Source organism: Streptomyces sp. NPDC094448 (assembly GCF_044763775.1).
In the GTDB taxonomy this organism is placed as follows: Bacteria; Actinomycetota; Actinomycetes; order Streptomycetales; family Streptomycetaceae; genus Streptomyces.
The window spans coordinates 53,274-78,065 of sequence record NZ_JBIWGU010000016.1 but is presented as its reverse complement, the minus strand read 5'-3'; the positions used below and the strand labels follow the sequence as shown (position 1 = coordinate 78,065).

22 protein-coding genes are annotated in these 24,792 nt (G+C 73.9%); 19 read left to right on the top strand and 3 right to left on the bottom strand.

Going from position 1 to position 24,792, the window contains the following annotated elements; all coding sequences use genetic code 11:
• The first annotated feature begins 57 nt into the window (after positions 1-57).
• The 17 genes from ACIQ9E_RS27145 to ACIQ9E_RS27065 all read left to right on the top strand — a co-directional run bounded on the left by ACIQ9E_RS27145 (position 58) and on the right by ACIQ9E_RS27065 (position 18,558).
• Positions 58-1,842, top strand: coding sequence for a nickel-dependent hydrogenase large subunit (locus tag ACIQ9E_RS27145; protein WP_403711379.1), 1,785 nt, complete (start codon positions 58-60; stop codon positions 1,840-1,842).
• Positions 1,839-2,348: a thioredoxin gene (locus ACIQ9E_RS27140; RefSeq protein WP_403711377.1), complete on the top strand. Its 510-nt coding sequence runs from the start codon at positions 1,839-1,841 to the stop codon at positions 2,346-2,348. The genes ACIQ9E_RS27145 and ACIQ9E_RS27140 overlap by 4 nt, the downstream gene beginning before the upstream one ends.
• Positions 2,345-3,046 (top strand): DUF5947 family protein, encoded by a 702-nt coding sequence (locus tag ACIQ9E_RS27135; RefSeq protein WP_403711375.1) that lies wholly within the window; start codon positions 2,345-2,347, stop codon positions 3,044-3,046. The genes ACIQ9E_RS27140 and ACIQ9E_RS27135 overlap by 4 nt, the downstream gene beginning before the upstream one ends.
• Entirely contained in the window at positions 3,043-3,702 is a 660-nt protein-coding gene (locus ACIQ9E_RS27130; RefSeq protein WP_403711373.1) for a DUF6084 family protein, read from the top strand. Before ACIQ9E_RS27135 ends, ACIQ9E_RS27130 begins: the two co-directional genes overlap by 4 nt.
• Positions 3,699-5,138, top strand: coding sequence for a hypothetical protein (locus ACIQ9E_RS27125; protein WP_403711370.1), 1,440 nt, complete (start codon positions 3,699-3,701; stop codon positions 5,136-5,138). Before ACIQ9E_RS27130 ends, ACIQ9E_RS27125 begins: the two co-directional genes overlap by 4 nt.
• Complete coding sequence (locus tag ACIQ9E_RS27120; protein WP_403711367.1) at positions 5,135-5,710, top strand: hydrogenase maturation protease; 576 nt, start codon at positions 5,135-5,137, stop codon at positions 5,708-5,710. The genes ACIQ9E_RS27125 and ACIQ9E_RS27120 overlap by 4 nt, the downstream gene beginning before the upstream one ends.
• Positions 5,704-5,808, top strand: coding sequence for a DUF6893 family small protein (locus tag ACIQ9E_RS27115; protein ID WP_391119049.1), 105 nt, complete (start codon positions 5,704-5,706; stop codon positions 5,806-5,808). The genes ACIQ9E_RS27120 and ACIQ9E_RS27115 overlap by 7 nt, the downstream gene beginning before the upstream one ends.
• A gap of 134 nt (positions 5,809-5,942) precedes the next feature.
• Positions 5,943-6,326, top strand: a complete 384-nt coding sequence (locus ACIQ9E_RS27110; RefSeq protein ID WP_403711364.1) for a hydrogenase maturation nickel metallochaperone HypA — start codon at positions 5,943-5,945, stop codon at positions 6,324-6,326.
• Positions 6,327-6,328: 2 nt separating this feature from the next.
• Entirely contained in the window at positions 6,329-7,168 is an 840-nt protein-coding gene (gene hypB, locus ACIQ9E_RS27105) for a hydrogenase nickel incorporation protein HypB (RefSeq protein ID WP_403711569.1), read from the top strand.
• A gap of 41 nt (positions 7,169-7,209) precedes the next feature.
• Entirely contained in the window at positions 7,210-9,621 is a 2,412-nt protein-coding gene (gene hypF / locus ACIQ9E_RS27100) for a carbamoyltransferase HypF (protein WP_403711362.1), read from the top strand.
• Complete coding sequence (locus tag ACIQ9E_RS27095; RefSeq protein ID WP_403711360.1) at positions 9,594-9,887, top strand: HypC/HybG/HupF family hydrogenase formation chaperone; 294 nt, start codon at positions 9,594-9,596, stop codon at positions 9,885-9,887. Before hypF ends, ACIQ9E_RS27095 begins: the two co-directional genes overlap by 28 nt.
• Positions 9,884-11,011 carry a hydrogenase formation protein HypD gene (gene hypD / locus ACIQ9E_RS27090; RefSeq protein ID WP_403711358.1) on the top strand — a complete coding sequence of 376 codons (1,128 nt, stop codon included), beginning with the start codon at positions 9,884-9,886 and terminating at the stop codon, positions 11,009-11,011. The genes ACIQ9E_RS27095 and hypD overlap by 4 nt, the downstream gene beginning before the upstream one ends.
• A complete protein-coding gene (gene hypE / locus ACIQ9E_RS27085) occupies positions 11,004-12,080 on the top strand; it encodes a hydrogenase expression/formation protein HypE (RefSeq protein WP_403711356.1) in 1,077 nt (358 codons plus the stop codon). Before hypD ends, hypE begins: the two co-directional genes overlap by 8 nt.
• 178 nt (positions 12,081-12,258) lie before the next feature.
• The gene (locus ACIQ9E_RS27080) at positions 12,259-12,687 is read left to right on the top strand and encodes a hypothetical protein (protein ID WP_403711354.1); all 429 of its coding nucleotides are present in this window, start codon (positions 12,259-12,261) and stop codon (positions 12,685-12,687) included.
• On the top strand, positions 12,684-13,646 hold the full coding sequence (locus ACIQ9E_RS27075) for an ATP-binding cassette domain-containing protein (protein WP_403711352.1): 963 nt from the start codon (positions 12,684-12,686) through the stop codon (positions 13,644-13,646). The genes ACIQ9E_RS27080 and ACIQ9E_RS27075 overlap by 4 nt, the downstream gene beginning before the upstream one ends.
• A complete protein-coding gene (locus ACIQ9E_RS27070) occupies positions 13,643-14,611 on the top strand; it encodes an ABC transporter permease (RefSeq protein ID WP_403711350.1) in 969 nt (322 codons plus the stop codon). Before ACIQ9E_RS27075 ends, ACIQ9E_RS27070 begins: the two co-directional genes overlap by 4 nt.
• A 281-nt stretch (positions 14,612-14,892) precedes the next feature.
• The gene (locus ACIQ9E_RS27065) at positions 14,893-18,558 is read left to right on the top strand and encodes a S8 family serine peptidase (RefSeq protein WP_403711348.1); all 3,666 of its coding nucleotides are present in this window, start codon (positions 14,893-14,895) and stop codon (positions 18,556-18,558) included.
• Positions 18,559-18,645: 87 nt separating this feature from the next.
• Here the strand turns inward: ACIQ9E_RS27065 and ACIQ9E_RS27060 are convergent, their stop codons facing one another.
• Positions 18,646-19,212, bottom strand: coding sequence for a DUF4291 domain-containing protein (locus ACIQ9E_RS27060; RefSeq protein ID WP_403711346.1), 567 nt, complete (start codon positions 19,210-19,212; stop codon positions 18,646-18,648).
• A gap of 274 nt (positions 19,213-19,486) precedes the next feature.
• Here ACIQ9E_RS27060 and ACIQ9E_RS27055 point away from each other — a divergent pair, with 274 nt between their 5' ends.
• Entirely contained in the window at positions 19,487-20,752 is a 1,266-nt protein-coding gene (locus tag ACIQ9E_RS27055) for an SLC13 family permease (RefSeq protein ID WP_403711344.1), read from the top strand.
• A gap of 8 nt (positions 20,753-20,760) precedes the next feature.
• Positions 20,761-21,240: a universal stress protein gene (locus ACIQ9E_RS27050; protein ID WP_403711342.1), complete on the top strand. Its 480-nt coding sequence runs from the start codon at positions 20,761-20,763 to the stop codon at positions 21,238-21,240.
• Positions 21,241-21,299: 59 nt separating this feature from the next.
• Here the strand turns inward: ACIQ9E_RS27050 and ACIQ9E_RS27045 are convergent, their stop codons facing one another.
• Together ACIQ9E_RS27045 and ACIQ9E_RS27040 are read right to left on the bottom strand one after the other, a co-directional pair.
• A complete protein-coding gene (locus tag ACIQ9E_RS27045) occupies positions 21,300-23,024 on the bottom strand; it encodes an ABC transporter ATP-binding protein (protein ID WP_403711340.1) in 1,725 nt (574 codons plus the stop codon).
• Entirely contained in the window at positions 23,021-24,772 is a 1,752-nt protein-coding gene (locus ACIQ9E_RS27040) for an ABC transporter ATP-binding protein/permease (protein WP_403711338.1), read from the bottom strand. The genes ACIQ9E_RS27045 and ACIQ9E_RS27040 overlap by 4 nt, the downstream gene beginning before the upstream one ends.
• Between the last annotated feature and the right edge of the window lie 20 nt (positions 24,773-24,792).

Here is a 24,792-nt window from a genome sequence, read left to right as displayed (position 1 = left end):
GCCGCACCGTCCCGCCCCCTCCCCCGCAACCCGTACGCAGAAGGGCACGACAGACCGATGGCACCGAAGACGAAGGCGGCCGGTGACGGCAGCGGCCTGGTGGAGATGAGCTGGGACCCGATCACCCGGATCGTGGGCAGCCTGGGCATCCACACGAAGATCGACTTCAAGCAGAAGCGGGTCGCCGAGTGCTACAGCACCTCGTCCGTCTTCCGCGGCTACAGCGTCTTCATGCGCGGCAAGGACCCGCGCGACGCCCACTTCATCACCAGCCGGATCTGCGGTATCTGCGGTGACAACCACGCCACCTGTTCGGTGTACGCGCAGAACATGGCGTACGGGGTGAAACCGCCGCACCTCGGTGAGTGGATCATCAACCTCGGCGAGGCGGCCGAGTACATGTTCGACCACAACATCTTCCAGGAGAACCTGGTCGGGGTCGACTACTGCGAGAAGATGGTCCGCGAGACCAATCCGGGCGTGCTGGAGCTGGCGGAGCGCACCGAGGCACCGCACGCGGGCGACCACGGCTATCGGACGATCGCCGACATCATGCGCTCCCTCAACCCCGTCGAGGGCGAGTTCTACCGGGAGGCCCTCCAGGTCAGCCGCTATACCCGGGAGATGTTCTGTCTGATGGAGGGGCGGCACGTCCACCCCTCCACGCTCTACGCCGGTGGCGTCGGCACGGTCGCGACCGTACAGCTCTTCACCGACTACCTCACCCGGCTGATGCGGTACGTCGAGTTCATGAAGAAGGTCGTCCCGCTCCACGACGATCTCTTCGACTTTTTCTACGAGGCGCTCCCCGGCTACGAGGAGGTCGGCCGCCGCCGGGTGCTGCTGGGCTGCTGGGGCGCCCTCAACGACCCGGACCACTGCGATTTCACCTACGCCAATATGACCGACTGGGGACGGCGGATGTACGTCACCCCGGGCGTGGTGGTGGACGGGAAGCTGGTCACCAACGACCTCACCGAGATCAACCTCGGCATCCGGATCCTGCTCGGCTCCTCCTACTACGACGACTGGCAGGGCCGCGAGCAGTTCGTCACCCACGACCCGCTGGGCAATCCGGTCGACCCCCGCCACCCGTGGAACCAGCACACCATCCCCGCCCCGCAGAAACGCGACTTCGACGACAAGTACAGCTGGGTGATGTCGCCGCGCTGGTTCGACGGCAAGGACCATCTCGCCCTGGACACCGGCGGCGGCCCGATCGCCCGGCTCTGGTCCACCGCGCTCTCCGGGCTCGTGGACATCGGATACATCAAGGCAACCGGCCACAGCGTCAGGATCACCCTGCCCCGCTCGATGACCAAGCCCGAGGCCGTCTTCGAGTGGAAGATCCCGCAGTGGAGCAACGCCCTCGAACGCAACCGGGCCCGCACCTACTTCCAGGCGTACGCGGCGGCCGCCGCCCTGCACTTCACCGAGAAGGCGCTCGAAGAGGTCCGCGCGGGGCGCAGTCAGACCTGGGAGAAGTTCGAGGTGCCGGACGAGTCCATCGGCTGCGGTTTCACCGAGGCCGTCCGCGGGGTCCTCTCCCACCATATGGTGATCCGGGACGGGAAGATCGCCAACTACCACCCGTACCCGCCGACCCCCTGGAACGCCAGCGTCCGGGACAGCTACGGCACCCCCGGCCCGTACGAGGACGCCGTGCAGAACACCCCGATCTTCGAGGAGAACACCCCGGAGAACTTCAAGGGCATCGACATCATGCGGGCCGTGCGCAGCTTCGACCCCTGTCTGCCGTGCGGAGTGCATATGTACGTCGGCAAGGGCCGTGAGATCCGGCAGATGCACGTCCCCACCGGGCTGAGCGGGCTGGGCGGATGACGGCGGAGAGCTGCGGGCTGCGGGTGCAGGAGGCCCTGGACCGGCTCACCGGCACGGGCGCCCGGGAGGCGGGCGAGCAACTGGTCCGCGAACTCCTTGCGTTCCACGGCGAGGGGCTGGCCGCGCTGGTCGCGGCCGTGCCTCCGCGGGCCCTGGCCGCCGCGCTCGACGATCCGGCGGCGGCCGGGCTGCTGGTCCTGCACGATCTGCACCCCGAGGACACCACGGCCCGGATCCACCGGGCGCTCAACCCGCCCGGTGACCGGCCCGGAGCGGCGGCCGATCCCCTCGCCGAGTTCGCCGGGTTCGATCCCGGGACCGGTGCGCTGACCCTGCGCCGCCCGCCCGCCACCGGGTGCGGCTGCGGCGGCTCGGACGGCACGGAACGGGTCGAGGGCGCCCTCGCCTGTCACGCCCCCGAGGTGACGTCGGTCGTCTGGGAGACAGCGCCCGCGGCCCTTCCCCTGCTCCAGATCGGCACCCGGCCCCCGGCGGCCGCCCGGTGAACGTCCGCCGTCTCGACCGTACGGGCACCGGAGTGCTGCGGGCGTTGCGCGCGCCCGCTCCCCCGCGGCCCGAGCGTTGCGCGTTCTGCGGAACGGGGCTGGCGCCCGGACACCGGCATCTCGCCGACACCGCCGACCGCGCCCTCGTCTGCTCCTGCCCGCCCTGTGCGCTGCTGCTGGAGCGCCCGGGAGCGGGCGGCGGGCGCTACCGGGCCCTGCCCGGACGGGTCGTCGCCGACCCCGGGCAGGATCCGGACCCGGGGCTCTGGGCCGAGCTGCGGATCCCGGTCAGTACGGCGTTCGTGCTGCGCGACTCCGCCCTGGGCCGGCCGGTGCTCTGCTATCCGAGCCCCGCCGGGGCGACCGAGAGCGAACTCGACGACCGGGCCTGGCGGCGGCTGCTCGCGGCGAACCGGCTGGCCGCCGCGCTCCGGCCGGACGTGGAGGCGCTGCTGCTGCACCGCACCCGGGACCCCGCGGGCGGCGAGCGGACCGCCGGCTATCTGGTCCCCGTCGACCGCGCCTACGAACTCGTCGGCAGGATGCGGCTGCTCTGGCGCGGTTTCGACGGCGGAGCCGAGGCACGGGCCGCTCTCGACGCCTTCTTCGCCGCGCTGGCCGCCGAGGCCGCTCCCCCGCCCGGCGCCGGGGCCGCACCTCCCCATGAGCCCGACCAGCCCGAGGAGCCCGGGGCATGACCGAACTCTCCTTCACCTGTACGGGAGTACGGGCCGACCGGCACGCCGCCGGCCCCACGCTGCTGTTCCGGCTGCGGATCACCGCACCGGAGGCGACCCGGGTGCACGCCTTGGCGCTGCGCTGCCGGATCCGTATCGAACCCGCCCGGCGCGGCTACGACGACACCGAGGCGGGGCGGCTCACCGCCCTCTTCGGGGACCGCTCCCGCTGGGGCACCACCCTCAACCCGGTGCAGTTCGCCGAGGTGGCGGTGCTGGTGCCCGGGTTCACCGGGGAGACCGAGACCGAGGTCCCGGTGCCCTGCACCTATGACCTCGACATCGCGGCCGCCCGCTACTTCCGGGCCCTGTCGGACGGGGACGTACCGCTGCTGCTGCTCTTCTCCGGTACGGCGTTCAGCGGCCCCGCCGGATTCCAGGTGACCCCGGTGCCCTGGGACCGCGAGGCGTCCGTCCGGCTGCCGGTCCGCGTGTGGCGGGAGATGATCGAACAGCACTTCCCGGGCTGCGGCTGGCTGAAGCTGTCCGGCGAACTCATGGACGGACTGCTGGACTTCCGCGACCGGAGAGGCCTGCCGTCCTGGGAGACGACCGTACGGGCGCTCCTCGACTCGGCCGCGGAGGGCGACCGGGAGTTCGCGGAGGAGCTGCGATGACGGACATCGCCACCGGAACACCGATCGCGGTCGACGCCTTCGGCCCGGAACTGGAGGAGCGGCTCGCGGCCGCCCGGCGGATCGCGGACGCGGTCCTCTTCGAGGGCTATGTCCTCTACCCGTACCGGGCGTCCGCCGCGAAGAACAGACTGCGCTGGCAGTTCGGCGTCCTGGTACCGCCCGGGTACGCCGCCGTCTCCGGCGAGAGCGCCCACCAGCGCACCGAGTGCCTGTTCGAGCCGCGGTCCGGGGACCGGCTCGCGGTCGAGCTGCGCTTCCTCCGGGCCCGCCGCCGTACGGTGCAGCGCGCCCTGCCGGGCGGGGAGTTCGCCACCGTACCCGAACTGGAGCTGGGCGAACGGGTGCTCCAGCCCTGGGACGAGGGCACCGAGGAGACGGTGAGGCTGCTGCTGCCGGTGGACCTGCTCGGCGGCGACGGCGTCGTCCACCCCTTCCGGCTCGCCGCGGCCCGCGACGAGGAGCGCCTCACCCGCGACGACGGCGAGGTCGCCGGGCGGCTGCTGCGGGAGTCGGCCCCGGTGGCCGGAGCGGTACGGGTCTCGGCCCGGCCGCTTCCGGGGCCGTACGGGACACTGCTGCTCACCGCCGTCGTGGAGAACACCGGCGGCTGGACACCGGACGGGGGCGCGCGGCGCGAAGACGCCCTGCCCCATGCGCTGGTGTCGGCGCATCTGCTGCTCGCCCCGGAACGCGGCACCTTTCTGTCGGTGACCGACCCCCCGCGGTGGGCGGCTCCCGTGGTGGCCGGCTGCCGCAACGAACACACCTGGCCCGTCCTGGCGAATCCGCCCGGTACCCGGGACGACACCCTGCTGTCCTCGCCGATCATCCTGGAGGACCATCCGCGGATCGCGCCCGAGAGCCCCGGGCCGCTGTACGACGCGACCGAGATCGACGAGATCCTCGCCCTGCGGACGGCGGCCCTGACCGAACGGGAGAAACGGGAGGCCCGGGGCACGGACGAGCGGGCGGGCGCGGTGATCGACCTGGCCGAATCCCTGCCGCCGGAGGTGCTGGAGCGGCTGCACGGCGCGGTCCGGGCGCTCCGGGAGGTGACGGACCCCGGCTCCGGCGGGGGCGAGCAGCCGTGGTGGGATCCGGGCGCCGACCGGGACGTGGACCCCGGACGGGACCGGATCCTGATCGACGGACGGCACGTCGGGGCGGGCAGCCGCGTCCGGCTGGGCCCCGGCCGCCGCCGCACCGACGCCCAGGACCTGTTTCTGCACGGCCGTACGGGAGTGGTGGAGGCGGTCCTGCACGACGTCGACGGCTCGGTGCACCTCGCGGTCACCGTGGACGGCGATCCGGGCGCCGACCTCTGGCGCGTCCAGGGCAGATTCCGCTACTTCCAGCCCGACGAGGTGACTCCGCTCGACGACGGCGGCGGCGGGTCTTTCGCGGAGGAGGCATGACGGTGCGTCCGGTGCTGGTGGCAGGGGTCGGGAACATCTTCCTCGGCGACGACGGGTTCGGGGTGGAGACCGTGCGGCGGCTCGCCGCCCTCGGGGTCCCGGACGGGGTGGAACTCCTCGATTCGGGGGTACGCGGTGTCGATCTCGCCTACCGGCTGCTCGACGGCTGCCGGACGGCGGTCCTCGTCGACGCCGTCGCCCGCGGCGGGCCGCCGGGCACGGTGTATCTGATCGACGCCACGGCGGATCCGTCCGCCGCGGTGGAGGCGGGGGACGTACCGGCGCTGGACGGCCACCGGATGGGCCCCGACGCGGTGCTGGGCGTGCTGGCGACGCTCGCCGCGGGCACCGGTGCCGTGGCACCGGACCGGATCCTGGTGGTGGGGTGCGAACCGGCCTCCCTGGAGGAGGGCATCGGGCTCACTGCCCCGGTCGCCGCCGCCGTGGCGGAGGCGGCGCGGCTGGTGCTGAGGATCGCCGGTGAGGAGTGCGCCCGGGATCCCGCGACCCCGGGCGGGCCGCCGGACGCGGCCCGTACCCGTACCCGTACGAGAAAGGTGTCGTCATGCTGAAAACCCTGCTGATCACGGCCGCCGGTGCGGCCGTCGGTGCGGTGCTGTGGCAGTCCCTGCCCGATCTCAGGCGCTATCTGCGGATCTCCCGGATGTGAGGCGCGCGCTGCTGCGAACAGGGTGCGTACGGCCGCGGCGGCGGCGTGGCTCGTACGGCCCGCCGCGGCCGCGGCGTGCAATGGGTGGTGCGCCCGGATCCCACGGGCGGTCATCGTGGAAGGCGTACCCGGCGATGCACGAGATGTCGATTGCGGTGGCCGTGGTCGACCAGGTGTCCCGGGCGGCGGCGGAGCACGGCGTACGGGGCGTCACGGCGGTCCGGCTGGACGTCGGTGAACTCGCCGGGGTGGTGCCCGCCGCTCTGGACTTCTGCTGGGACCTCGCCTGCGAGGGTACGGCGCTGGCGGGCGCGGTGCTGTCGGCGCGGACCGTCCCGGCCCGGGCCCGGTGCCTGCCCTGCGCGGTGGAGTGGGCCCCCGGTCTGCCGCCGGACCTGGGCTGCCCCGGCTGCGGCGGCGGGCGGGTCGAACTGCTGACGGGGCGTGAACTGCAGATCCGGGGGGTCGACTGGGCCGATGAACCCGGGCCGGGCCCGGGACCGACGGAAGAGGCGTGACCATGTGCCGTACGGCGGATCTCCGGCGGGCGGTCCTCGCCCACAACGACGACAGTGCGCAGGCTCTGCGGGAGGGGCTGGCGGCGCGGGGCGCGATCGCCGTGAACCTGCTCTCCAGCCCGGGCAGCGGCAAGACCGCCCTGCTGGAGACGGAGCTGGCGCTGGCCCGGGAGCGCGGAGTGCCGGTCGCGGCCCTGACCGCCGATCTGGCGACCGAGAACGACGCCCGCAGACTGGCCCGGTCCGGGGTTCCGGTGCAGCAGGTGCTCACCGACGGACTGTGCCATCTGGAGGCGGTGATGCTCCGCGGCTATCTGGCGGGCTGGCTGCCGCAGGACGCGGCACTGCTGTTCGTGGAGAACGTGGGCAATCTGGTCTGTCCGGCCGCCTACGACCTCGGGGAGTCGCTGCGGGTGGTCCTCGCTTCGGTGACGGAGGGCGAGGACAAACCGCTCAAGTACCCGACGGCGTTCGGCACGGCGCAGCTGGTGCTGGTCACCAAGGTGGACCTGGCGGAGCCGGCCGGGTTCGACGAGGCCGCGTTCCTGGCGAATGTGGCCCGGGTCAACCCGGGGGTGGAGGTGGTGTACACCTCGGCCCGTACGGGGCTGGGCGCGGGCGCGCTGCTGGACCGGGCCCTGGCGGTGCGCGCGGGCACCCCGGCGCACCGGCCGGTGATGACGACCCCGGCGGTCGCCGCCCCGCACCGCCCGCCCGTACCGGACCACGACCACGACCACGACCACGACCACGACCACGGTGACGGGTCCGGGCACCACCACGACCACCCGGCCCCGCACCACGACCACGGTCACGGGCACGCCGCCCTGGACCCGCGGTGACGACGGACCCGGTAACGACGCGGCCCCCGGCGACGGAGCCCGTGCAGGCCCCGGTAACGGCCGACCCGGCGGCACAGCCGCCCGTGGCGGGCCCGCTGCGGCGGCGCGTCTCCGTCCGGGGGCTGGTGCAGGGTGTCGGGTTCCGGCCCTTCGTCCATGCCCTCGCGACCGAGCTGGGGCTGTCCGGGCAGGTCACCAATACCGGGGACGGGGTCGTCGCCGAGGTCGAGGGGCCGGCCGAGGCGCTCGACCGGTTCTGCGAGCGGCTGACGGCCGACGCTCCCCCGCTGGCCCGGGTCGGTTCCGTCGCCCACGAGCCCGTGGGCGCCACCGGCGAGGCGGGATTCACCATCGCGCCCTCCGAACCGGGGGCCGCCGCCGGACGGGCCCGGATCCCGCCCGACATCGCGACCTGCGAGGACTGTCTCGCCGAGCTGACGGACCCGGCCGACCGGCGCTACCGGCACCCGTTCATCACCTGCACCAACTGCGGTCCGCGGTTCACCATCGTGACGGACCTGCCGTACGACCGGGCGCACACCACCATGGCGCGCTTCCCGTTCTGCCCCGACTGCGCCCGGGAGTACGCGGATCCGGCCGACCGGCGCTTCCACGCCCAGCCGGTCTCCTGCCATGCCTGCGGTCCCCGGCTCACCCTGGTCGTCCCGGGGTCCGATCCGCTCGGCGGGGAAGCGGCGCTCGCCGGGGCGCGCGCCCTGCTCGCCGCGGGCCGCATCGTCGCGGTGAAGGGCATCGGCGGCTACCACCTGGTGTGCGACGCCCTCGACCCGGCGGCGGTCGCCCTGCTGCGGCGGCGCAAGAACCGGGGCGGCAAACCGTTCGCCCTGATGGCCCGGGACCCGGCCGCCATCGAGCCGTACACCCTGCTGGACGCGGCCGAACGGGAGCTGCTGAGCGGGCCGGTGCGCCCGATCGTCCTGCTGCGCCGGCGGCCGCCGCTCCCCGGCGGGCCGGCGCCGGACGGGGCGCTCGACGCCGTCGCGCCGAACGCTCCCGACCTGGGCGTGATGCTGCCGTACACCCCGCTGCACCGGCTGCTGTTCGGGCTGCCGGGCGATCCGCCGGGACCCGCGCTGCTGGTGATGACGAGCGGCAATCTGTCGGGCGAGCCGATCGTCACGGGCGACACCGAGGCCCTGGACCGGCTGGCGCCCCTGGTCGACGCCTGGCTGATGCACGACCGGCCGATCCACGTACCCTGCGACGATTCGGTGCTGCGGATGGTGGACGGCGAACCGGTGCCGCTGCGCCGCTCGCGCGGACTGGTCCCGCTCGCCGTGGACCTGCCCGCGGCCGTCCCGCCGGTGCTGGCCGCGGGCGGCGATCTGAAGAACGCGTTCGCCCTCGCCGAAGGGACATCGGGCTGGCTGTCGGGCCATATCGGCGATATGGACGATCTGGCCACCCTGACCGCCTTCGACCGGGCCGTGGCCCACCTGGGCGCGATCACCGGCGTGGTGCCGGAGGTCTTCGCCGCCGACCTGCATCCCGGATACCGCTCCGCCCGGCGCGCCGCGGCCCTGGCGGCCGGCCGGCCCGTGACCCGGGTCCAGCACCATCACGCCCATCTGGCGTCCGCGCTGGCCGAACACGGGCACGACGGATCGCGGCCGGTGATCGGGGTCGCCTTCGACGGCACCGGGTACGGCGACGACGGCGCGGTGTGGGGCGGCGAGGTGCTGATCGGGGACTTCGCGGGGTATCAGCGCTTCGCGCGGCTGGCGTATGCACCGCTGCCCGGCGGCGACGCCGCGGTGGCCCGCCCGTACCGCATGGCCCTGTCCCATCTGCGGGCGGCGGGCATCGGCTGGTCGCCGGAGCTGGCATGCGTCGCGGCCTGTCCGCCGAACGAACTGCGGGTGCTGGAGCGCCAGCTCGCCGCCGGTCTCGGCACGGTCCCCACCTCCAGCATGGGGCGGCTCTTCGACGCGATCTCGTCGCTGGCGGGGATCTGCCACCGGGCGGGCTACGAGGCCCAGGCGGCGGTGGAGCTGGAGGCCGCGGCCCGGGACCACGACCCGTCCGGTGACGGCTACCGGTTCGCCGTACGCGATCCGGGGCGCGGCCCGCTGGTGGCCGACCCGGCTCCGGTGCTGGCCGCCGTGGTGGCCGAGCTGGCGGCGGGTGCGGCGGCCGGTCCGGTGGCGGCCCGCTTCCACGCGGCCGTCGCCGCTCTCGTACGGCGGCTCTGCGCGGCGGCCCGGGACCGCTACGGGCTCGGCGAGGTGGCGCTGACCGGCGGGGTGTTCGCCAACGCCGTACTGCTGTCGGCCTGTGCCCGGGGGCTCGCGGCGGACGGCTTCACGGTACTGCGGCACCGGCTGGTGCCGCCCAATGACGGAGGGCTGGCCCTCGGCCAGCTCGTGGTGGCCGCCGCCGCGGCGGCCCGAGAGGAGACAGCACCATGTGCCTGGCGGTGCCCGGCAGGGTGATGGAGATCGAGGAACGCGACGGGACCCGGATGGCCGTCGTGGACTTCGGCGGCGTCGTCAAGGACGTCTGTCTGGAGTATCTGCCCGATCTGGAAGTGGGCGAGTACGCCATCGTGCACGTCGGCTTCGCGCTCCAGCGGCTGGACGAGGAGTCGGCGCTCAGAACGCTGGAGCTGTTCGCCGAACTCGGACTGCTGCAGGAGGAGTTCGGCGATGCCTGGGAAGCGGCCGCCGGACCCGGCGAGACGGCGGAGGCGGAACGGTGAAGTATCTGGAGGAGTTCCGGGATCCGGCGCTGGCGCGGGGCCTGCTCGACGACATCCGGGCGACGGTGACCCGGCCGTGGGCGCTGATGGAGGTCTGCGGGGGCCAGACGCACACCATCATCCGGCACGGCATCGACCAGTTGCTGCCCGAAGGCGTGGAGCTGATCCACGGTCCCGGCTGTCCGGTCTGCGTCACCCCGCTGGAGGTGATCGACAAGGCGCTGGAGATCGCGTCCCGCCCGGGGGTCGTCTTCTGTTCCTTCGGGGACATGCTGCGGGTTCCCGGCAGCGACCGGGACCTGTTCCGGGTCCGGGGCGAGGGCGGGGACGTCCGGGTCGTCTACTCGCCGCTCGACGCGCTGCGGATCGCCCGGGAGAACCCGGACCAGGAGGTCGTGTTCTTCGGAATCGGCTTCGAGACGACCGCGCCGCCCAACGCCATGACGGTCCACCAGGCGCGGAAGCAGGGCATCCGGAACTTCAGCATGCTGGTGTCGCACGTCCGGGTACCGCCCGCCATCGAGGCCGTCATGACCTCGCCGGACTGCCGGGTGCAGGGCTTCCTCGCCGCCGGACACGTATGCAGTGTGATGGGCACGGCCGAGTATCCGGCCCTGGCCGAGCGGTACCGGGTGCCGATCGTGGTCACCGGCTTCGAACCCCTCGACATCCTGGAGGGCATCCGCCGGACGGTACGGCAGCTGGAACGCGGTGAGGCCGCCGTCGACAACGCCTATCCACGGGCGGTACGCCCCGAGGGCAATCCGGCGGCACGGGCGATGCTGGAGGACGTCTTCGAGGTGACCGACCGCGCCTGGCGCGGGATCGGGGTGATCCCCCTCAGCGGCTGGAAGCTCTCGGAGCGCTACCGCGACCAGGACGCCGAACACCGCTTCGCGGTCGACGGGATCACCACTCGCGAACCCGCTGAATGCCGCAGCGGCGAAATCCTCCAGGGGCTGCTCAAACCGCACGAGTGCGCGGCCTTCGGCACCCGCTGCACCCCCCGCACCCCGCTCGGCGCCACGATGGTCTCGTCCGAGGGCGCCTGCGCCGCCTACTACCTCTACCGGCGCCTCGGCGCCCCGGCCGCAGCACCGCTGGAGGCGAACCCCGTTGGCTGACACCCTGAGCGCCACCACCGCGCCCGACCTCGCGAACTGGAGCTGTCCGCTTCCGCTGCGCGACCATCCGCGGGTGGTCATGGGCCACGGCGGCGGCGGTGTGATGTCCGCGGAGCTGGTGGAGAACCTGTTCCTGCCGGCGTTCGGCGGCGCCCCGGCCGGCGGGCTCGGCGACAGCGCCGTCCTCGGCATCGGCGGGGCACGGCTCGCCTTCTCCACCGACTCCTACGTGGTCAGACCGCTGTTCTTCCCCGGCGGCTGCATCGGTGACCTGGCCGTCAACGGCACCGTCAACGATCTGGCGATGAGCGGCGCCACGGCGGCTTATCTGTCCTGCGCCGTGATCCTGGAGGAGGGCGTGGAGACCTCCGTCGTGGGCCGGGTCGCCCGGGCGATGGGCGCGGCGGCGCGGGCGGCGGGCGTGGAGATCGTCACCGGGGACACCAAGGTCGTGGAGTCCGGCCACGGGGACGGCATCTACATCAACACGGCCGGGATCGGGCTCGTACCGCCCGGAGTGGACATCGGGCCGCACCGGGCCCGGCCGGGCGATGTGGTGATCGTCAGCGGCGGTATCGGGCTGCACGGTGTGGCGATCATGAGCATGCGGGAGGGGCTGGAGTTCGGGGTCGAGGTGGCGAGCGACTCCGCTCCGCTCGGCGGCCTGGTCCGGGACCTGCTGGCCGCGGCCCCCGGGGTGCACGCGCTGCGCGACCCCACCCGGGGCGGGCTGGCGGCCTCGGTCAACGAGATCGCCGCCGCGTCCGGTACCGGTGTCGTGCTGCGGGAGAACGCCGTTCCGGTACCGCCGGAGGTCGCCAACACCTGCTCCGTGCTGGGGCTGGACCCGCTGTACGTCGCCAACGAGGGCAAGCTGGTCGCCTTCGTGGCCCGCGCGGACGCCGAAGCGGCACTGGCCGCCCTGCGGGCCCACCCGCTGGGCGCGGACGCCGCCGTGATCGGCGAGTGCGTCGCGGAACACCCGGGGATGGTGGTGGCCCGTACCCCGTTCGGCGGCACGCGGGTGGTCGATCTGCCGATCGGGGAACAGCTGCCCCGGATCTGCTGACCCCGGCGGCCCCGGGGCGGTCCGGACTCCCGGCCCGCCCCGGGCCCCGCGGCCGGGTGTGCGGGGCGGGCGGGCGGCGGGACCGCGTCGTACCGTGAGAGGACCGGCCCGCCGGGGGCCTGCCGCCGCCGGCCGGGCCGTCGGTGCCGCGGTACGCGATGAGGAGGTCCGCCCGGTCATGGACGAGGAGCGCGCGAAGCGGCTGGTGGCGGCCTTGCGGACGCGGCGGGTGATGGCCCATGTCGTCGAGGCGGGGGTGTACGAGTTCGGTGTCAGGGTCGTCGTGGACGGGGCGATCGAAGCGCTCTGGGACGTCGACGGGGCGGCCGGTCTCGACGCCGAACTGGTCGAGGACGGGGTGCTGATCGGGTTCGTACCCCATGTGCCCGGCTCGGAGGACTTCACCGAGGACCAGTTGGTGGAGGCGATCGCGACCACCCGCTACTCCGCCGAGGGCCTCCGTCCGCCCGCCGCTTCCGGCGGAGCCCGTACCGAACCCGCACCACCACCGCCACCGCCCCCGTCACCGCCGCCGCCGGGGGCGGATGCTCCGCCCGTGGCGCGTTACCGGCGCCGTGGGCACTGGCCGCGGCGGGGCGGGCCGTGACCGCTCCCGGGGCCCCGGACGTGATCCGTACCGAAGCACTCCGCAAGGTGTATCCGGGCACGGGCTTCGCCGCGGTCGACGGCATCGGACTGCGGGTGCGGCAGGGCGAGTTCTTCGGGCTGCTGGGGCCCAACGGCGCGGGCAAGACCACCACCGTCGGCATGCTCACCGGGCGGGTGGTGCCGACCTCGGGTTCGGCGTACGTGGGGACCGTGGACGTGGTGCGGCAGCCGGCGCTGGCCAAGCAGATCATCGCCTGTGTCACCCAGCAGAACACCCTGGACCGGGCGCTGACCGTCCGGGAGAACCTGTACTTCCACGGGCTGCTGTTCGGGATCCCCCGCAAGGAGTCGCTGCGCCGGGCGGACGAACTGCTCGAACGGTTCGCGCTGGCCCGCTGGCGGGATGCCTCGGTGTACGCCCTGTCGGGCGGTATGGCGCAGCGGCTGATGCTGGCGCGGGCGGTCTTCCACCGGCCGGCCGTCCTCTTCCTTGACGAACCGACGGCCGGTCTCGACCCGCAGGGCAGGCTCGCGCTCTGGGAGGCGCTGGACGAGCTGATCGTGGACGGCCGGACGATCCTGCTGACCACGCACAATATGGAGGAGGCCGATCAGCTCTGCGACCGGGTCGCGATCGTGGACCACGGCCGGATCCTGGCCCTGGACACCCCCGCCGCGCTGAAGAAGGGCCTGGGCGCGGACACCACGGTCACGGTGGTGGCGCGGGGGCGGGCCGAGGAGTTGGCGCACCGTCTGGAGGCCGATATTCCGGAGGTGGTGCGGACCCGGCTCACCGACGGCGGGGTCGAACTCCAGGTCTCGGGGAACGACCGGCTGGTGCCGCGGGTGGTGGCGAGCGCCGAGGCGGGCGGTTTCGAGCTGGTGGATCTTTCGCTGTCGCAGAGCACCCTGGAGACCGTCTTCATCAGTCTCACCGGGAAGGAGCTGAGGGAATGACGGCCGCACCGGATGGCCCGCCGGAAGGAACGGAAGCGACGCCCGCGGGAAGCGGGCCGGACCCGGCGTTCGAAGGACGCGGGCCGGACCGGGCGTCCGCGGTCGCCGTGGCGGCACAGGGCATGCCCGGTCCGCGGCGTTCGGCGGGTACCGCCGCCCGGTCCGCGCTGTCGGCCCTGATCCGGCGCGATCTGACGGTGCTGCGGAAGAACTTCGGCGAGTTCGCGGGCCGGACGATCATGCAGCCTTTTCTGCTGGTCTTCATCTTCCTGTACGTCTTCCCGGTGATCGGCCAGGGGGTGGGCTCGGGCGGCGGTACGGCCGGGGAGTCGGCGTTCGCGACGGTCCTGGTGCCGGGGGTGGTGTCGATCGCCGTGATGTTCCAGGGCATCCAGTCGGTCGCCATCCAGATGTCGCAGGAGTTCGGCTTCACCCGCGAGATCGAGGACCGGGTGCAGGCGCCCTGCCCGATCTGGCTGGTCGCGGTGGCGCGGGTGCTGTCCGGTGCGGTGCAGGGGCTGATCTCGGCCGCGCTCGTCCTGCCGATCGCGGCCGTCGTGCACGCTCCCGGTGTCCGCCCCGACCTCCATCTGCACTGGGAGGTGGTGCTGACGCTGATTCCGCTGTCGTGTCTGGCGATGACCGCGCTGGGGCTGCTGCTGGGCACCACCTTCGAACCGCGGAACATCGGGGTGATGTTCGGCTTCGTGGTGCTGCCGCTGGTCTTCCTCGGCGGTACGTACTACCAGTGGACCGAGCTGTCGGCGGTGGAGGTCGGCGGCTTCCCGTGGCTCCAGACGCTCGTCCTGCTCAATCCGCTGATCTATATCAGCGAGGGCATGCGGGCCGGGTTCACGGATGTCTCGCATATGCCGCTGTACGTGGTGTATCCGGTGCTCATCGGGTTCTGTGCGCTCTTCCTCGGGCTGGGCCTGCGCAACTTCCGCCGCCGCGTGCTCTCCTGAGCCGAACCCCGCTCGGCCGGGGTATTCCGGCATTCCTCTTATGTCCTGGGTGTGAATCCTCGTGGGACATTTGCCTCCTCATGAGGACATCGGGCCTGCCGGGCGGGCCGCGACGCCAAGGCCCCCTTGTTGCGGGGGTGTCCGCTGCTCCACGATGACTGACGGCTATTGACCCGTCCATGGCAAACAGCCCTGGGCGGGTGTTTCTCCGTACCTGCTCACGCACGTTTCCGGCACCTTTCTCAGCGGCGCCATGACGCCGCCGGCGCAAGGGAGACCACGTGGCACGAAGCATCAGACGGATCACCCGGCTCGGTTCGGCCCGGCGCGCGAGACGCGCCGGCCCCGCCCCGGCGGCCCTCGGGCGCCGCGGCGCCCCCGGGACACGGAACGGCGCGATCGCCGCCCTGACGGGCTTACTCCTGTTACTCCCCCTCGGCGCGGGCTCCGCCGTCGCCGCCCCGGCACCGGAGCCCCCGGCACCGGACCGTACGGCGGCCGCCGAGAGCAAGATAGAACCCGATCTGCGGCGGCAGCTCGACCGCGGCAAGACGGAGTTCTGGGTACGGTTCGACACCGCCGCCGATCTGGGCGCCGCCGCCCGGGCCCGCGGCAAGGACGCCAGGGCCGCGGCCGTGTACGAGGCCAAACGGGAGCATGCCGAACGCTCCCAGGCCGGAGTGGTGAAGGCCCTGGAGGGCATGCGGGTCGAGCACACCCCGTACTGGATCGTCAACACGGTCCGGGTCGTGGCGACCGCCAAGGTCGCCGAGGAGCTGGCCCTGCGCCCGGAGGTCGCCGGGCTCGACGCCGAGGACCGGATCACCATCCCGAAGCCGGTCAGGGGCGAACGGGAGAACACCGTCGACGCGGTGGAGTGGAACATCGACCGCATCAAGGCCCCCCAGGTCTGGAGCCAGCTGGGGGTCCGCGGCGAAGGCGTCGTCGTCGCCAATATCGACACCGGGGTGGACTACCAGCATCCGGCCGTCGACGAGCAGTACCGGGGCCGGGCCGCCGACGGCTCGCTGAGCCACGACTACAACTGGTTCGACCCGGCGAACGTCTGCCCGGCCAAGGCGCCCTGCGACAACAACGACCACGGCACCCACACCATGGGCACGATGGTCGGCGACGACGGAGCCGACAACAAGATCGGTGTCGCGCCCGGCGCCCGCTGGATCGCCGCGAAGGGCTGCGAGTCCAACTCCTGCTCCCAGACCTCCCTGCTCGCCTCCGGCCAGTGGATCGCCGCGCCCACCGATCTCAACGGCGCCAATCCGCGGCCCGATCTCGCCCCCGATATCGTGAACAACTCCTGGGGCAGCGCGGTCCACAACCCCTGGTACAAGGAGATCGTCGCCGCCTGGCGGGCGGCCGGCATCTTCCCCGCGTTCTCCAACGGCAACAACGGCCCGGCGTGCGCCACCAGCGGCTCCCCCGGCGACTACGTCTCCTCCTACAGCTCCGGCGCCTTCGACATCAACAACGCCATCGCGAGCTTCTCCTCGCGCGGCGCCGGTGACGCGGGCGGTATCAAGCCCAATATCGCGGCGCCCGGCTCCAATGTCCGCTCCGCGATCCGCAACGGCGGCTACGGCTCCTTCTCGGGTACGTCGATGGCCTCCCCGCACACCGCGGCAGCGGCGGCGCTGATCTGGTCGGCCGCCCCGGCGCTCCGCGGTGACGTGGCCCAGACCGAGGCGCTGCTGGACCAGTCGGCGATCGACGTGGACGCCACCGTCTGCGGCGGCACCCCCGCCGACAACAACGTCTTCGGCGAGGGACGGCTGGACGCGCTGGCCGCCGTGCAGTCGGCGCCGCGCGGCCCGGTCGGCGCCCTGACCGGCGCCGTCACCTCCGCAGGCGCTCCGCTCGCCGGGGCGAAGGTGGCCGCCACCGGCCCGATCGGCCGGACCGCGGTCACCACGCCCGACGGGCGCTACAGCTTCCCGGCGCTGTCCACGGGCGACTACACGCTGACCGTGAGCAAATTCGGCTACCAGACCGTGTCCGGTACCGCCACGGTCACCGAGAACGGCACCGTCACCACCGACTTCGCCCTGGTCCAGGCCGCTTCGGGGAAGGTCACCGGCACCGTCGTCTCCGGCACCGGACCGGCCGCGGGCGCCACGGTCACGGTCGCCGACACCCCCGTCACCGCGACGACCGACGCCACGGGCCGCTTCGAGGCACTCCTGCCGCACGGCAGCTACGAACTGCGCGTCACCCACCCCTCGCGCTGCCTCACCGGGGCCACCGCCCGGCTCACCGTCGCGGGCGACACCACCGCCTCCGTGACCCTGCCCGACCGGACGGACACCTTCGGATACGCCTGCGCCACGGGCGACCGGCCCTATCAGTCCGGGACCCGGCAGCTCGCCCTGACCGGCGACAGCACCACCGAGCGGGTCGAGCTTCCCTTCCCCGTACCGCTGTACGGGAAGAGCTACACGGTGGCACACGTGGGCACCAACGGCACCCTCAGCTTCGGCGGACCGCACACCAGCGACGCCAACGGGTCCCTGCCGAGCGCCGCGACCCCGAACGCCGCCCTCTACCCCTTCTGGGACGACCTCCTGCTGACCGGCGACCCCGATTCGGGGGTCCACACCGCGGTCACCGGTACCGCGCCGAACCGGGCGTACACCGTCGAATGGCGCAACGTGGTCCACTGGACCGCCCAGTCCGAACGGTTCTCGTTCTCCGCCGTCATCGGTGAGGACGGCCGGATCACCTACCACTACAAGGGCACCACGGGCACCGGGCTGCGCGGCGGTTCCAGCGCCACGGTCGGCGTGGAGAACGCCACCGGCACCGACGCCTTCCTCTACTCCTTCAACACCGCGGGCATCGGCGACGGGTTCTCCCTCTCCTTCCGCACCACCCGGCACGGCGTGGTGCACGGCAGGGTCCTCGACGCCAATGACGGCAAGGGCGTCGGCGGCGCTTCCGTCACCCTGGGCACCGGCGCATCGGCACTGACCGTCACCACCGGCCCCGACGGCTCCTACCTCGCCCAGACCGCGGCCGGCCGGCATCCGCTGGCGGCCTCGGCCCCCGCCTACGAGAGCGCCGAAGGCACCCTGGAGATCGCCGCCGACGGCGTACTGCGCGACACCCGGTCGCTGCGCACGGGCCGGGTCACCCCGGAGCGGGCATCGCTGAGCATCGTCGCCCCCGGTGACGAACGGCGCACCCGCACCATCGACCTGGCCAACCCGGGTCTCGGCACCGCCTTCACGGTCGCCGAGGACGCGCCCTGGCTGACGGTCTCACCGGCCTCGGGAGAGCTGCCCACCGGCGGACGGACGGCCCTCGGTCTCACCGTGGACACCGCGGGACTGGCGCCGGGGACCGTGCTGACCGAAACGGTCCGCGTCGAATCCCGCAGCGGACGGTCCCCGGTGCTGTCGATCCCGGTCACGGTCGTCGTACCGCGCTACCGGACCGCACTCGACACCGGTGCCCGCGCCGGTTCGGTGGACGCCCTCGGCGACACCTGGAGCCCGGACCGCGCCTGGACCGCGGGCGGATACGGCTACCAGGGCCGGTCCGACACCCGGTCCACAACCCGCGACATCGCCGGAACCACCGATCCGGCGCTGCTGCGCACCGCGCGTGAAGGCATGTACGAGTACCGCTTCGACCAGGTGCCCAACGGGGTGTACACGGTGGAGCTGGGCTTCGCCGAGGTGCAGTCGGCCCGGCCGAACCAGCGGGTCTTCGACGTCCTCGCCGAGGGCACGCAGGTGCTGCCCGCGCTCGATATCGCCCTGGAGGCGGGGTCGTACGCGGCGGTGCAGCGCACCTACACCGTCACCGTCACGGACGGAACGCTGAACGTGCGGTTCGTCGCCCGTGCCGGTTACGGCAAACCGCTGTTGAACAGCCTGCGGGTGACGGACCGTCCGGATCTGGCACCGCCGGCCCGCGCCGTCCTCTGACGCCCGGCCTGCGTCGGGTACGACGGCCATGACCGAGGCCCCGCCCGGACCCGCACAGGGTCCGGGCGGGGCCGCCCGCCGTCCGGATCAGGAGTCCACCCCCAGATGCCGGCCCACGGCCGCCGGGAGGGGGTAGTTCCGCTCCGGCGGCAGCAGCTGCTTCGCCTGGGCGGTCCGTCCGGCGCCGACGAGGTCCGCGATCCGGCGGGCCTTCGCGGTGATGTCGGTGATGCCGGTGACCCAGTCGTCGGCGTAGGCACGGATCAGCCCGCGCCCCACCCCGACCTGGATGCTGTAGTGGTTCAGCGGCGCGCCCCGCAGCGAACGCTCGGGATCCCACTGGACGTGCACGGCGGCTTCGGCGGGGGCCGCCGGGTCACCGGTCGTCAGCCGGCCCCGGGTCAGCGCCTCCTCCCAGCCGTCCCGGGTGATCCGGACCGCGAGCACCCGGGTCTGACCCGGTTTCCGGGCCCAGTTGCTGCGGTGCATCAGCCAGAGGAACGACGGTTTGATCCACGTCATCCGGGTGAAGGAGAAGGGGGCCGTGAACCGTCCGGCCCGCAGCGCGGCGTCGGCGACGGCCGGGGAGTAGGCCTGGTAGACGACCAGCGTCCGATCGTCGAAGTCGGCGCGGATACGGTACTGCGATGTCATACGTGAACGCTGTCATCGGGCGATACGCCGGTGCTACCGGTTTTCACCGGGGCGGGTGCGTCGGCCGGGTCCGGGAGCGGACCGGGGCGTACGGTCGCGACGTGCCTCCGGACCGACCGAACCCGTCCCCGCCGTACCGGAGCACGGCCGACGGCCGGACGGACCGGCAACTTCTGACGGACCGGACGGACCAGACGGACCGCACAGACCGGAAAGTCCGGATGGACCGGACGGACCGGACGGACCGGACGGACCGGGAAGTCCGGAGCCGCCGGTGAGTCCCGTGGTCGCCGACGCGGTCTCCGTCGTCCTGCTGGTCGTGGTCCTCGGCTGGGCGGTCATCCGCCCCCGAGGACTGCCGGAGGCCGTGGTCGCCGTACCCGCCGCCGTCCTGGCGATCGCGGTCGGCGCGGTCTCGCCGTCGGCCGCCGCGGACGAGGCGGCGCTGCTCGGTCCGGTGGTCGGCTTCCTCGCCGCCGTGCTGGTGCTGGCCCGGCTCTGCGACGACGAGGGCCTCTTCCGGGCCTGCGGCCGGTGGCTGGCGCATGCCTCCCGGCGGCGCGGCACGCTGCTCGCCCAGGTGTTCGCGCTGGCCGCGGCGGTGACCGCGGTCCTGAGCCTGGACGCCACGGTCGTGCTGCTCACCCCGGTGGTGTTCGCGACGGTCGCCCGCATCGGCGCCCGGCCCAAACCGTACGTCTACGCCACCACCCATCTCGCGAACACGGCGTCCCTGCTGCTGCCGGTGTCGAATCTGACGAATCTGCTGGCGTTCACCGCGGCCGGGCTGTCCTTCACCCGGTTCGCGGCCCTGATGCTGCTGCCGTGGCTGGTGGCGATCGCGGTGGAGTACGCGGTCTTCCGCCGGTTCTTCGCCGCGGATCTCGCCGCCCCGCCGGCCGCGGAGGCCCGGGATCCCGGACCGCCGGTGCCCGTCCCGGTGTTCGCGCTGGTCACCGTCGGCGCGACGCTGGCGGGTTTTGTGGTGGGGCCGCTCGCCGGGGTGGAGCCGGTGTGGGCCGCAGCGGCGGGCGCCTCGGTGCTGGCGGTACGGGCGCTGGTACGGCGCCGGAGCACCCCGCGGGCACTCGTCGGGGCCGCGGCGCCCGCGTTCCTGGCCTTCGTCCTGGCGCTGGGCATCGTGGTGCGCGGGGTTGTCGACAGCGGTCTCGGCAGCGCGCTCGGGCAACTCGTGCCCTCCGGTACGGGCCTGGCGGCGCTGCTCGGGATCGCCGCGCTCGCCGCCGTACTGGCGAACCTCGTGAACAACCTGCCGGCCGTGCTGGTTCTGCTGCCGCTGGTGGAGGGGTCCGGTCCGGGCGCCGTCCTGGCACTGCTGATCGGCGTCAACATCGGCCCCAACCTCACCTACGCCGGTTCGCTGGCCACCCTGTTGTGGCGGCGGGTGGTCCATGCGCACGGTGCGGGCGGCGAGATCGGGCTCGGTGAGTTCACCCGCCTGGGGCTGCTCACGGTGCCCGCCGCGCTCGTACTGTCGGTGGTGGCGCTGTGGGCGTCCCTGTCCGTGATCGGAGGCTGATCCGCCGTATGGCCGTCGTCGTCTGGCTGAGGGAGGGGACCTGGCCCGCGTGCGCCGACGCGGCGCGCGGGCAGCTTCCCGCGGACGGGCGCACCGTCCTGCTGCATATCACCGACCCCGAGACGGCGGAGACGGCGCGGGCGGCCGGTGCGGGCCTTCTCGGGCGGGCCGCACCGGCCGGTCTCGACCCGGCCGCGCGGATCGAGCGGCTCGCGGCGGACCTCTCCCGGGAGCTGCTGGACGCGGCGGAGGCCCGGCTGGGCCGCCCCTGTGAACGGCGGTCCGTCACCGGCCGTCCGGAGCGGACGGTGACGGCCGCGGCTGCCGAAGCCGATCTGCTGGTCTGCGCCCGCGACGGCGACCGCTCCCGTCCGGGCCCGCACAGTCTGGCCCCGGCGACCCGTTTCGTCGTCGACCACGCGCCCTGCCCGGTCCTGCTGGTCTGGCCGGACGCCCCCGCGGGGCCGCCCCGGGGGCCGGGCGGCTGAGCGGCGGCGCGGATCCGGGGCCCGCACCGGCTCGCGGGCCGGGTCCTGCACAGGCCGGTTCAGTCCCGGGCCGTGATCCTGGTGAACGGGCCCGGGGCCGCCGTCAGCTCCTCCCAGGTGCCCTGCTGGACGATCCGGCCGCCGTCGAGGACGGCGATCCGGTCCGCCCGGCGGATCGTCGCCGGGCGGTGGGCGATCAGCAGCACGGTGCAGCGCGGCAGGGCGTCGAGGACCTCCGCGTCGCCGACCCCGTCGAGCCGGGCCGTGGTCTCGTCCAGGACGAGCACCCTCGGGCCGGTCAGCAGGGCGCGGGCCAGGGCGATGCGGGCCCGCTGGCCGCCGGAGAGGCTGGTGCCCCGTTCACCGACGAGGCTCTCGTAGCCGTCGGGGAGAGCGGCGGCGATCCGGTCGACGCCGGTGGCGCGGGCGATAGCGCGGACCTCGCCGTCCCCGGCGGCGGGCGCGGCCAGCCGCAGATTGTCCGCGAGCGTGCCGTGGAAGAGGGGGGTGTCCTGGCCGACGACGGCGACCGTGCGCCGCAGTCCGGCGTCCTCGATATCGCGCAGGTCGACGGCCGTGCCGTCGGTGCCGACGAGTTCGACGCCGCCGTGCGCCGGATCCCAGAAGCGGGCCAGGAGGTGGGCGCAGGTCGACTTCCCGGCGCCGGAGACGCCGGTGAGCGCGAGCCGGGTCCCGGCGGGCACGTCCAGATCGAGTCCGGTGAGGACGGGATCGCCGCCGTAGTCGGCGCGGACGGACCGGAACCGTACCGCCAGCGGTCCGTCCGGGATCGGGCGGGGCCGGGCGGGCGGCGGGGCGAGCGCCGGGGCATGGACAGCGGCCCGGACCCGGGCGGCCGCGGCCCGCAGTCCGCTCGACTGTCCGGCGGCTGCCGTCGCGTCGGCGACGGGCGCGAGGACGCCGAGGGCGAGGGCGAGGGCCGCCGGGGCCCAGGCGCCGCCGATCTGGTGTCCGGCGACGGCGACGACGCCCACGACGGCACCGGTCACCAGCAGATCGCGGGCCGCCGCCGATCCGGCCTCCCAGGTCTGTTCGGCGCGCTGGGCGGCGCCCAGTTCGCGGCCGTCGGCCCGGAGCCGTTCCCGGCTGCGGTCCAGGGCGCCGAAGGCGAGGAGTTCGGGCAGCCCGTCGACGGTTTCGACGGTACGGGCGGAGAGCCGGGCGGCCGCCTGCCGGGTCCGGGCGGCGCGGCGGGCCCGGGAGCGTCCGTCCAGCAGCGGCAGCAGGACCAGCAGTCCGGCGGCGAGCAGGACGGGTGGCAGCAGTCCCGGTTCGACTCCCCCGAGGACGACGGCTCCCGTTCCGAACACCGCTGCGGAGGCGGCGAGCTGGGCCACGGCGTGGGCGTAGAAGAACTCCAGTGCCTCCACGTCCGAGAGCGCGGCCGAGGCGAGATCTCCGCTCTCCCGGCCTTCGACCCGGGCGGGCGCGCTGCGGGCGAGCCCGTCGAAGACCCGGATCCGCAGTTCGGCGAGGACGCGGTAGGCGAGATCGTGGGAGAGGTCCATCTCCCACCAGGTGACGACCGCCCGCAGGACGACGAGACCGGCCAGGGCCAGGAGCGTCCCGGCGTCCGGCGCGGTGCCTTCGGTGACGGCGGCGCCCACGGTGTGGGCGGCGAGGGCGACCAGGGCGACGAGCGCGGACTGCGAGAGGAGCGCGGCGGCGAAGGTGCGGACGGTGGTGGCCCGGTGGGCGAGGAGGACGGGCAGCAGGGCCCGCAGCGCGCCGCGTTCGGGTGTCTCGGTGGTGGTCCGGGTCATCGTGCGCTCCTTCCGGCCGGTTCCCCGGCGTGCGCGGTCGCGGCGCCCGCCAGGCGTGCGTAGAGGCCGTCCGCCGCGAGCAGCGTCCCGTGGTCGCCGACGGCGTCGACCCGGCCCCCGTCGAGGACGACGATCCGGTCCGCATGCCGGACCGATGCCAGCCGGTGGGCGACGACGATGCAGGTGCGTCCCTGTGCGGCGGTCGCCAGGGCGCGGACGATTCCGGCCTCGGCGTGTTCACCGACGGCGCTGGTCGCCTCGTCGAGGACGAGGACGGGGGCGTCGGCGAGCAGGGCGCGGGCCAGGGCGATGCGCTGCCGCTGGCCTCCGGAGAGGGCGGCGCCCCGTTCGCCGACGGGGGTCGCGTAGCCGTGCGGCAGGGCGAGGATCTCGTCGTGGATGCCCGCCGCCCGGGTGGCGGTGCGGAGTTCGGCGTCGCCGGCGCCGGGGCGGGCCAGGCGCAGGTTCTCCGCGACCGAGGCGGGGAAGAGGTACGTCTCCTGGGAGACGACGGCGATCCCGCGGCGCAGCGCGGCGAGGCTGTAAGCGGTGAGGGGTTCGCCGTCGGCGAGTACCCGGCCGCCGTCCGGGTCGGCGTGGCGCAGCAGCAGGCCGAGGAGGGTGGTCTTGCCGGCCCCTGAGGGTCCGACGATCGCGGTGGTCCGTCCGGCGGGCGCGGTGAAGGAGACGCCGTCGAGTGCGGGTGCGGCGGCCCCCGGGTGGGTGAAGCGGACGGCGTCGAAGCGGAGCGCGGGCGCGGTGGTCCAGGGCCGGTCGCGGGTGCCGGTGTCGGGTACGCCTCCGGTGGCGGTCCTGAGCCGGGCGATGCCGTCGGCTGCGGACATCCCGAGGTATCCGGAGTGCCATTCGCGGGCCAGGTCGCGTACCGGCCGGAAGCATTCGGAGACCAGCATCAGCAGCAGATACGTCTCGGCGGGGGCCGCGGTGCCGGAGCCGGCCGACCAGCAGGCGACCAGGACGGCGGCGACGGTGCCGCCCTGGACGGCGAGGTCGGTGATGCCGGTGTCGACGAGGGAGACCCGGAGTTTGGCGACGGTGGCCCGGTGGAGCCGGTCGGAGTGGGCGGCGAGGCGGGCGCGGGTGCGGCCGGTGGCCCCGGCGGCACGGAGCGGTGCCATGCCCTGGAGGGCCTCCAGATAGTCGGCGGCGAGGGCCTCGTAGGCCCCCCAGTGCTGCTGTCCGCGGCGGGCCAGCAGCTGGTCCCACCAGCGGGGGGCCAGCAGGGCGAGGACGAGGGCGGGCGCGAGTACGGCCACCGCCCGCGGTTCGACGGCGGCGACGGCGGCCAGCAGCAGGGGCGGCAGGGCGCAGGTGACGGCGAGCTGGGGCAGGTAGCGGGACAGGTAGGCGTCGGCGCCCTCGACGCCGTCGACGAGGACGGCTCGCAGGGCACCGGCGCGTTCCCCGGTGCCGCGGACCGGTCCGGTGCCGCCGAGCCGGGTCAGCAGCAGGTCCCGCAGTCCGGTCCGTACGGAGGCTCCGGCGGTGACGGCGGTCCGGCGCTGCCAGGGGGTGAGCAGTGCGCGCAGGAGTGCGGCCCCGCCGACGGCCGCGAGCAGGGCGGGCAGGGGTCCGGTGTCGCCGCGGGCGACGGCGGCGAGGGCGAGGGCGAGCAGGACGGCCTGGGCGGTGTGGGTGGCGGCGACGGCGGCGAGGAGCGCGGTGGCCAGGGCGAGGGGGCGGCGCGCGGGGCGGGCGGCGCGCAGCAGTTCGGGGTGGAGCATCATGCGGGATCGGTCTCCTCTCA

Excerpts from the sequence above, each read along its gene's own strand:
- ACIQ9E_RS27145 (WP_403711379.1), top strand. The coding sequence starts at position 58 with ATGGCACCGAAGACGAAGGCGGCCGGTGACGGCAGCGGCCTGGTGGAG.
- ACIQ9E_RS27140 (WP_403711377.1), top strand. The coding sequence starts at position 1,839 with ATGACGGCGGAGAGCTGCGGGCTGCGGGTGCAGGAGGCCCTGGACCGG.
- ACIQ9E_RS27130 (WP_403711373.1), top strand. The coding sequence starts at position 3,043 with ATGACCGAACTCTCCTTCACCTGTACGGGAGTACGGGCCGACCGGCAC.
- ACIQ9E_RS27125 (WP_403711370.1), top strand. The coding sequence starts at position 3,699 with ATGACGGACATCGCCACCGGAACACCGATCGCGGTCGACGCCTTCGGC.
- ACIQ9E_RS27120 (WP_403711367.1), top strand. The coding sequence starts at position 5,135 with ATGACGGTGCGTCCGGTGCTGGTGGCAGGGGTCGGGAACATCTTCCTC.
- ACIQ9E_RS27115 (WP_391119049.1), top strand. The coding sequence starts at position 5,704 with ATGCTGAAAACCCTGCTGATCACGGCCGCCGGTGCGGCCGTCGGTGCG.
- ACIQ9E_RS27110 (WP_403711364.1), top strand. The coding sequence starts at position 5,943 with ATGCACGAGATGTCGATTGCGGTGGCCGTGGTCGACCAGGTGTCCCGG.
- hypB (WP_403711569.1), top strand. The coding sequence starts at position 6,329 with ATGTGCCGTACGGCGGATCTCCGGCGGGCGGTCCTCGCCCACAACGAC.
- ACIQ9E_RS27095 (WP_403711360.1), top strand. The coding sequence starts at position 9,594 with ATGTGCCTGGCGGTGCCCGGCAGGGTGATGGAGATCGAGGAACGCGAC.
- ACIQ9E_RS27080 (WP_403711354.1), top strand. The coding sequence starts at position 12,259 with ATGGACGAGGAGCGCGCGAAGCGGCTGGTGGCGGCCTTGCGGACGCGG.
- ACIQ9E_RS27070 (WP_403711350.1), top strand. The coding sequence starts at position 13,643 with ATGACGGCCGCACCGGATGGCCCGCCGGAAGGAACGGAAGCGACGCCC.
- ACIQ9E_RS27060 (WP_403711346.1), bottom strand. The coding sequence starts at position 19,212 with ATGACATCGCAGTACCGTATCCGCGCCGACTTCGACGATCGGACGCTG.
- ACIQ9E_RS27050 (WP_403711342.1), top strand. The coding sequence starts at position 20,761 with ATGGCCGTCGTCGTCTGGCTGAGGGAGGGGACCTGGCCCGCGTGCGCC.
- ACIQ9E_RS27045 (WP_403711340.1), bottom strand. The coding sequence starts at position 23,024 with ATGACCCGGACCACCACCGAGACACCCGAACGCGGCGCGCTGCGGGCC.
- ACIQ9E_RS27040 (WP_403711338.1), bottom strand. The coding sequence starts at position 24,772 with ATGATGCTCCACCCCGAACTGCTGCGCGCCGCCCGCCCCGCGCGCCGC.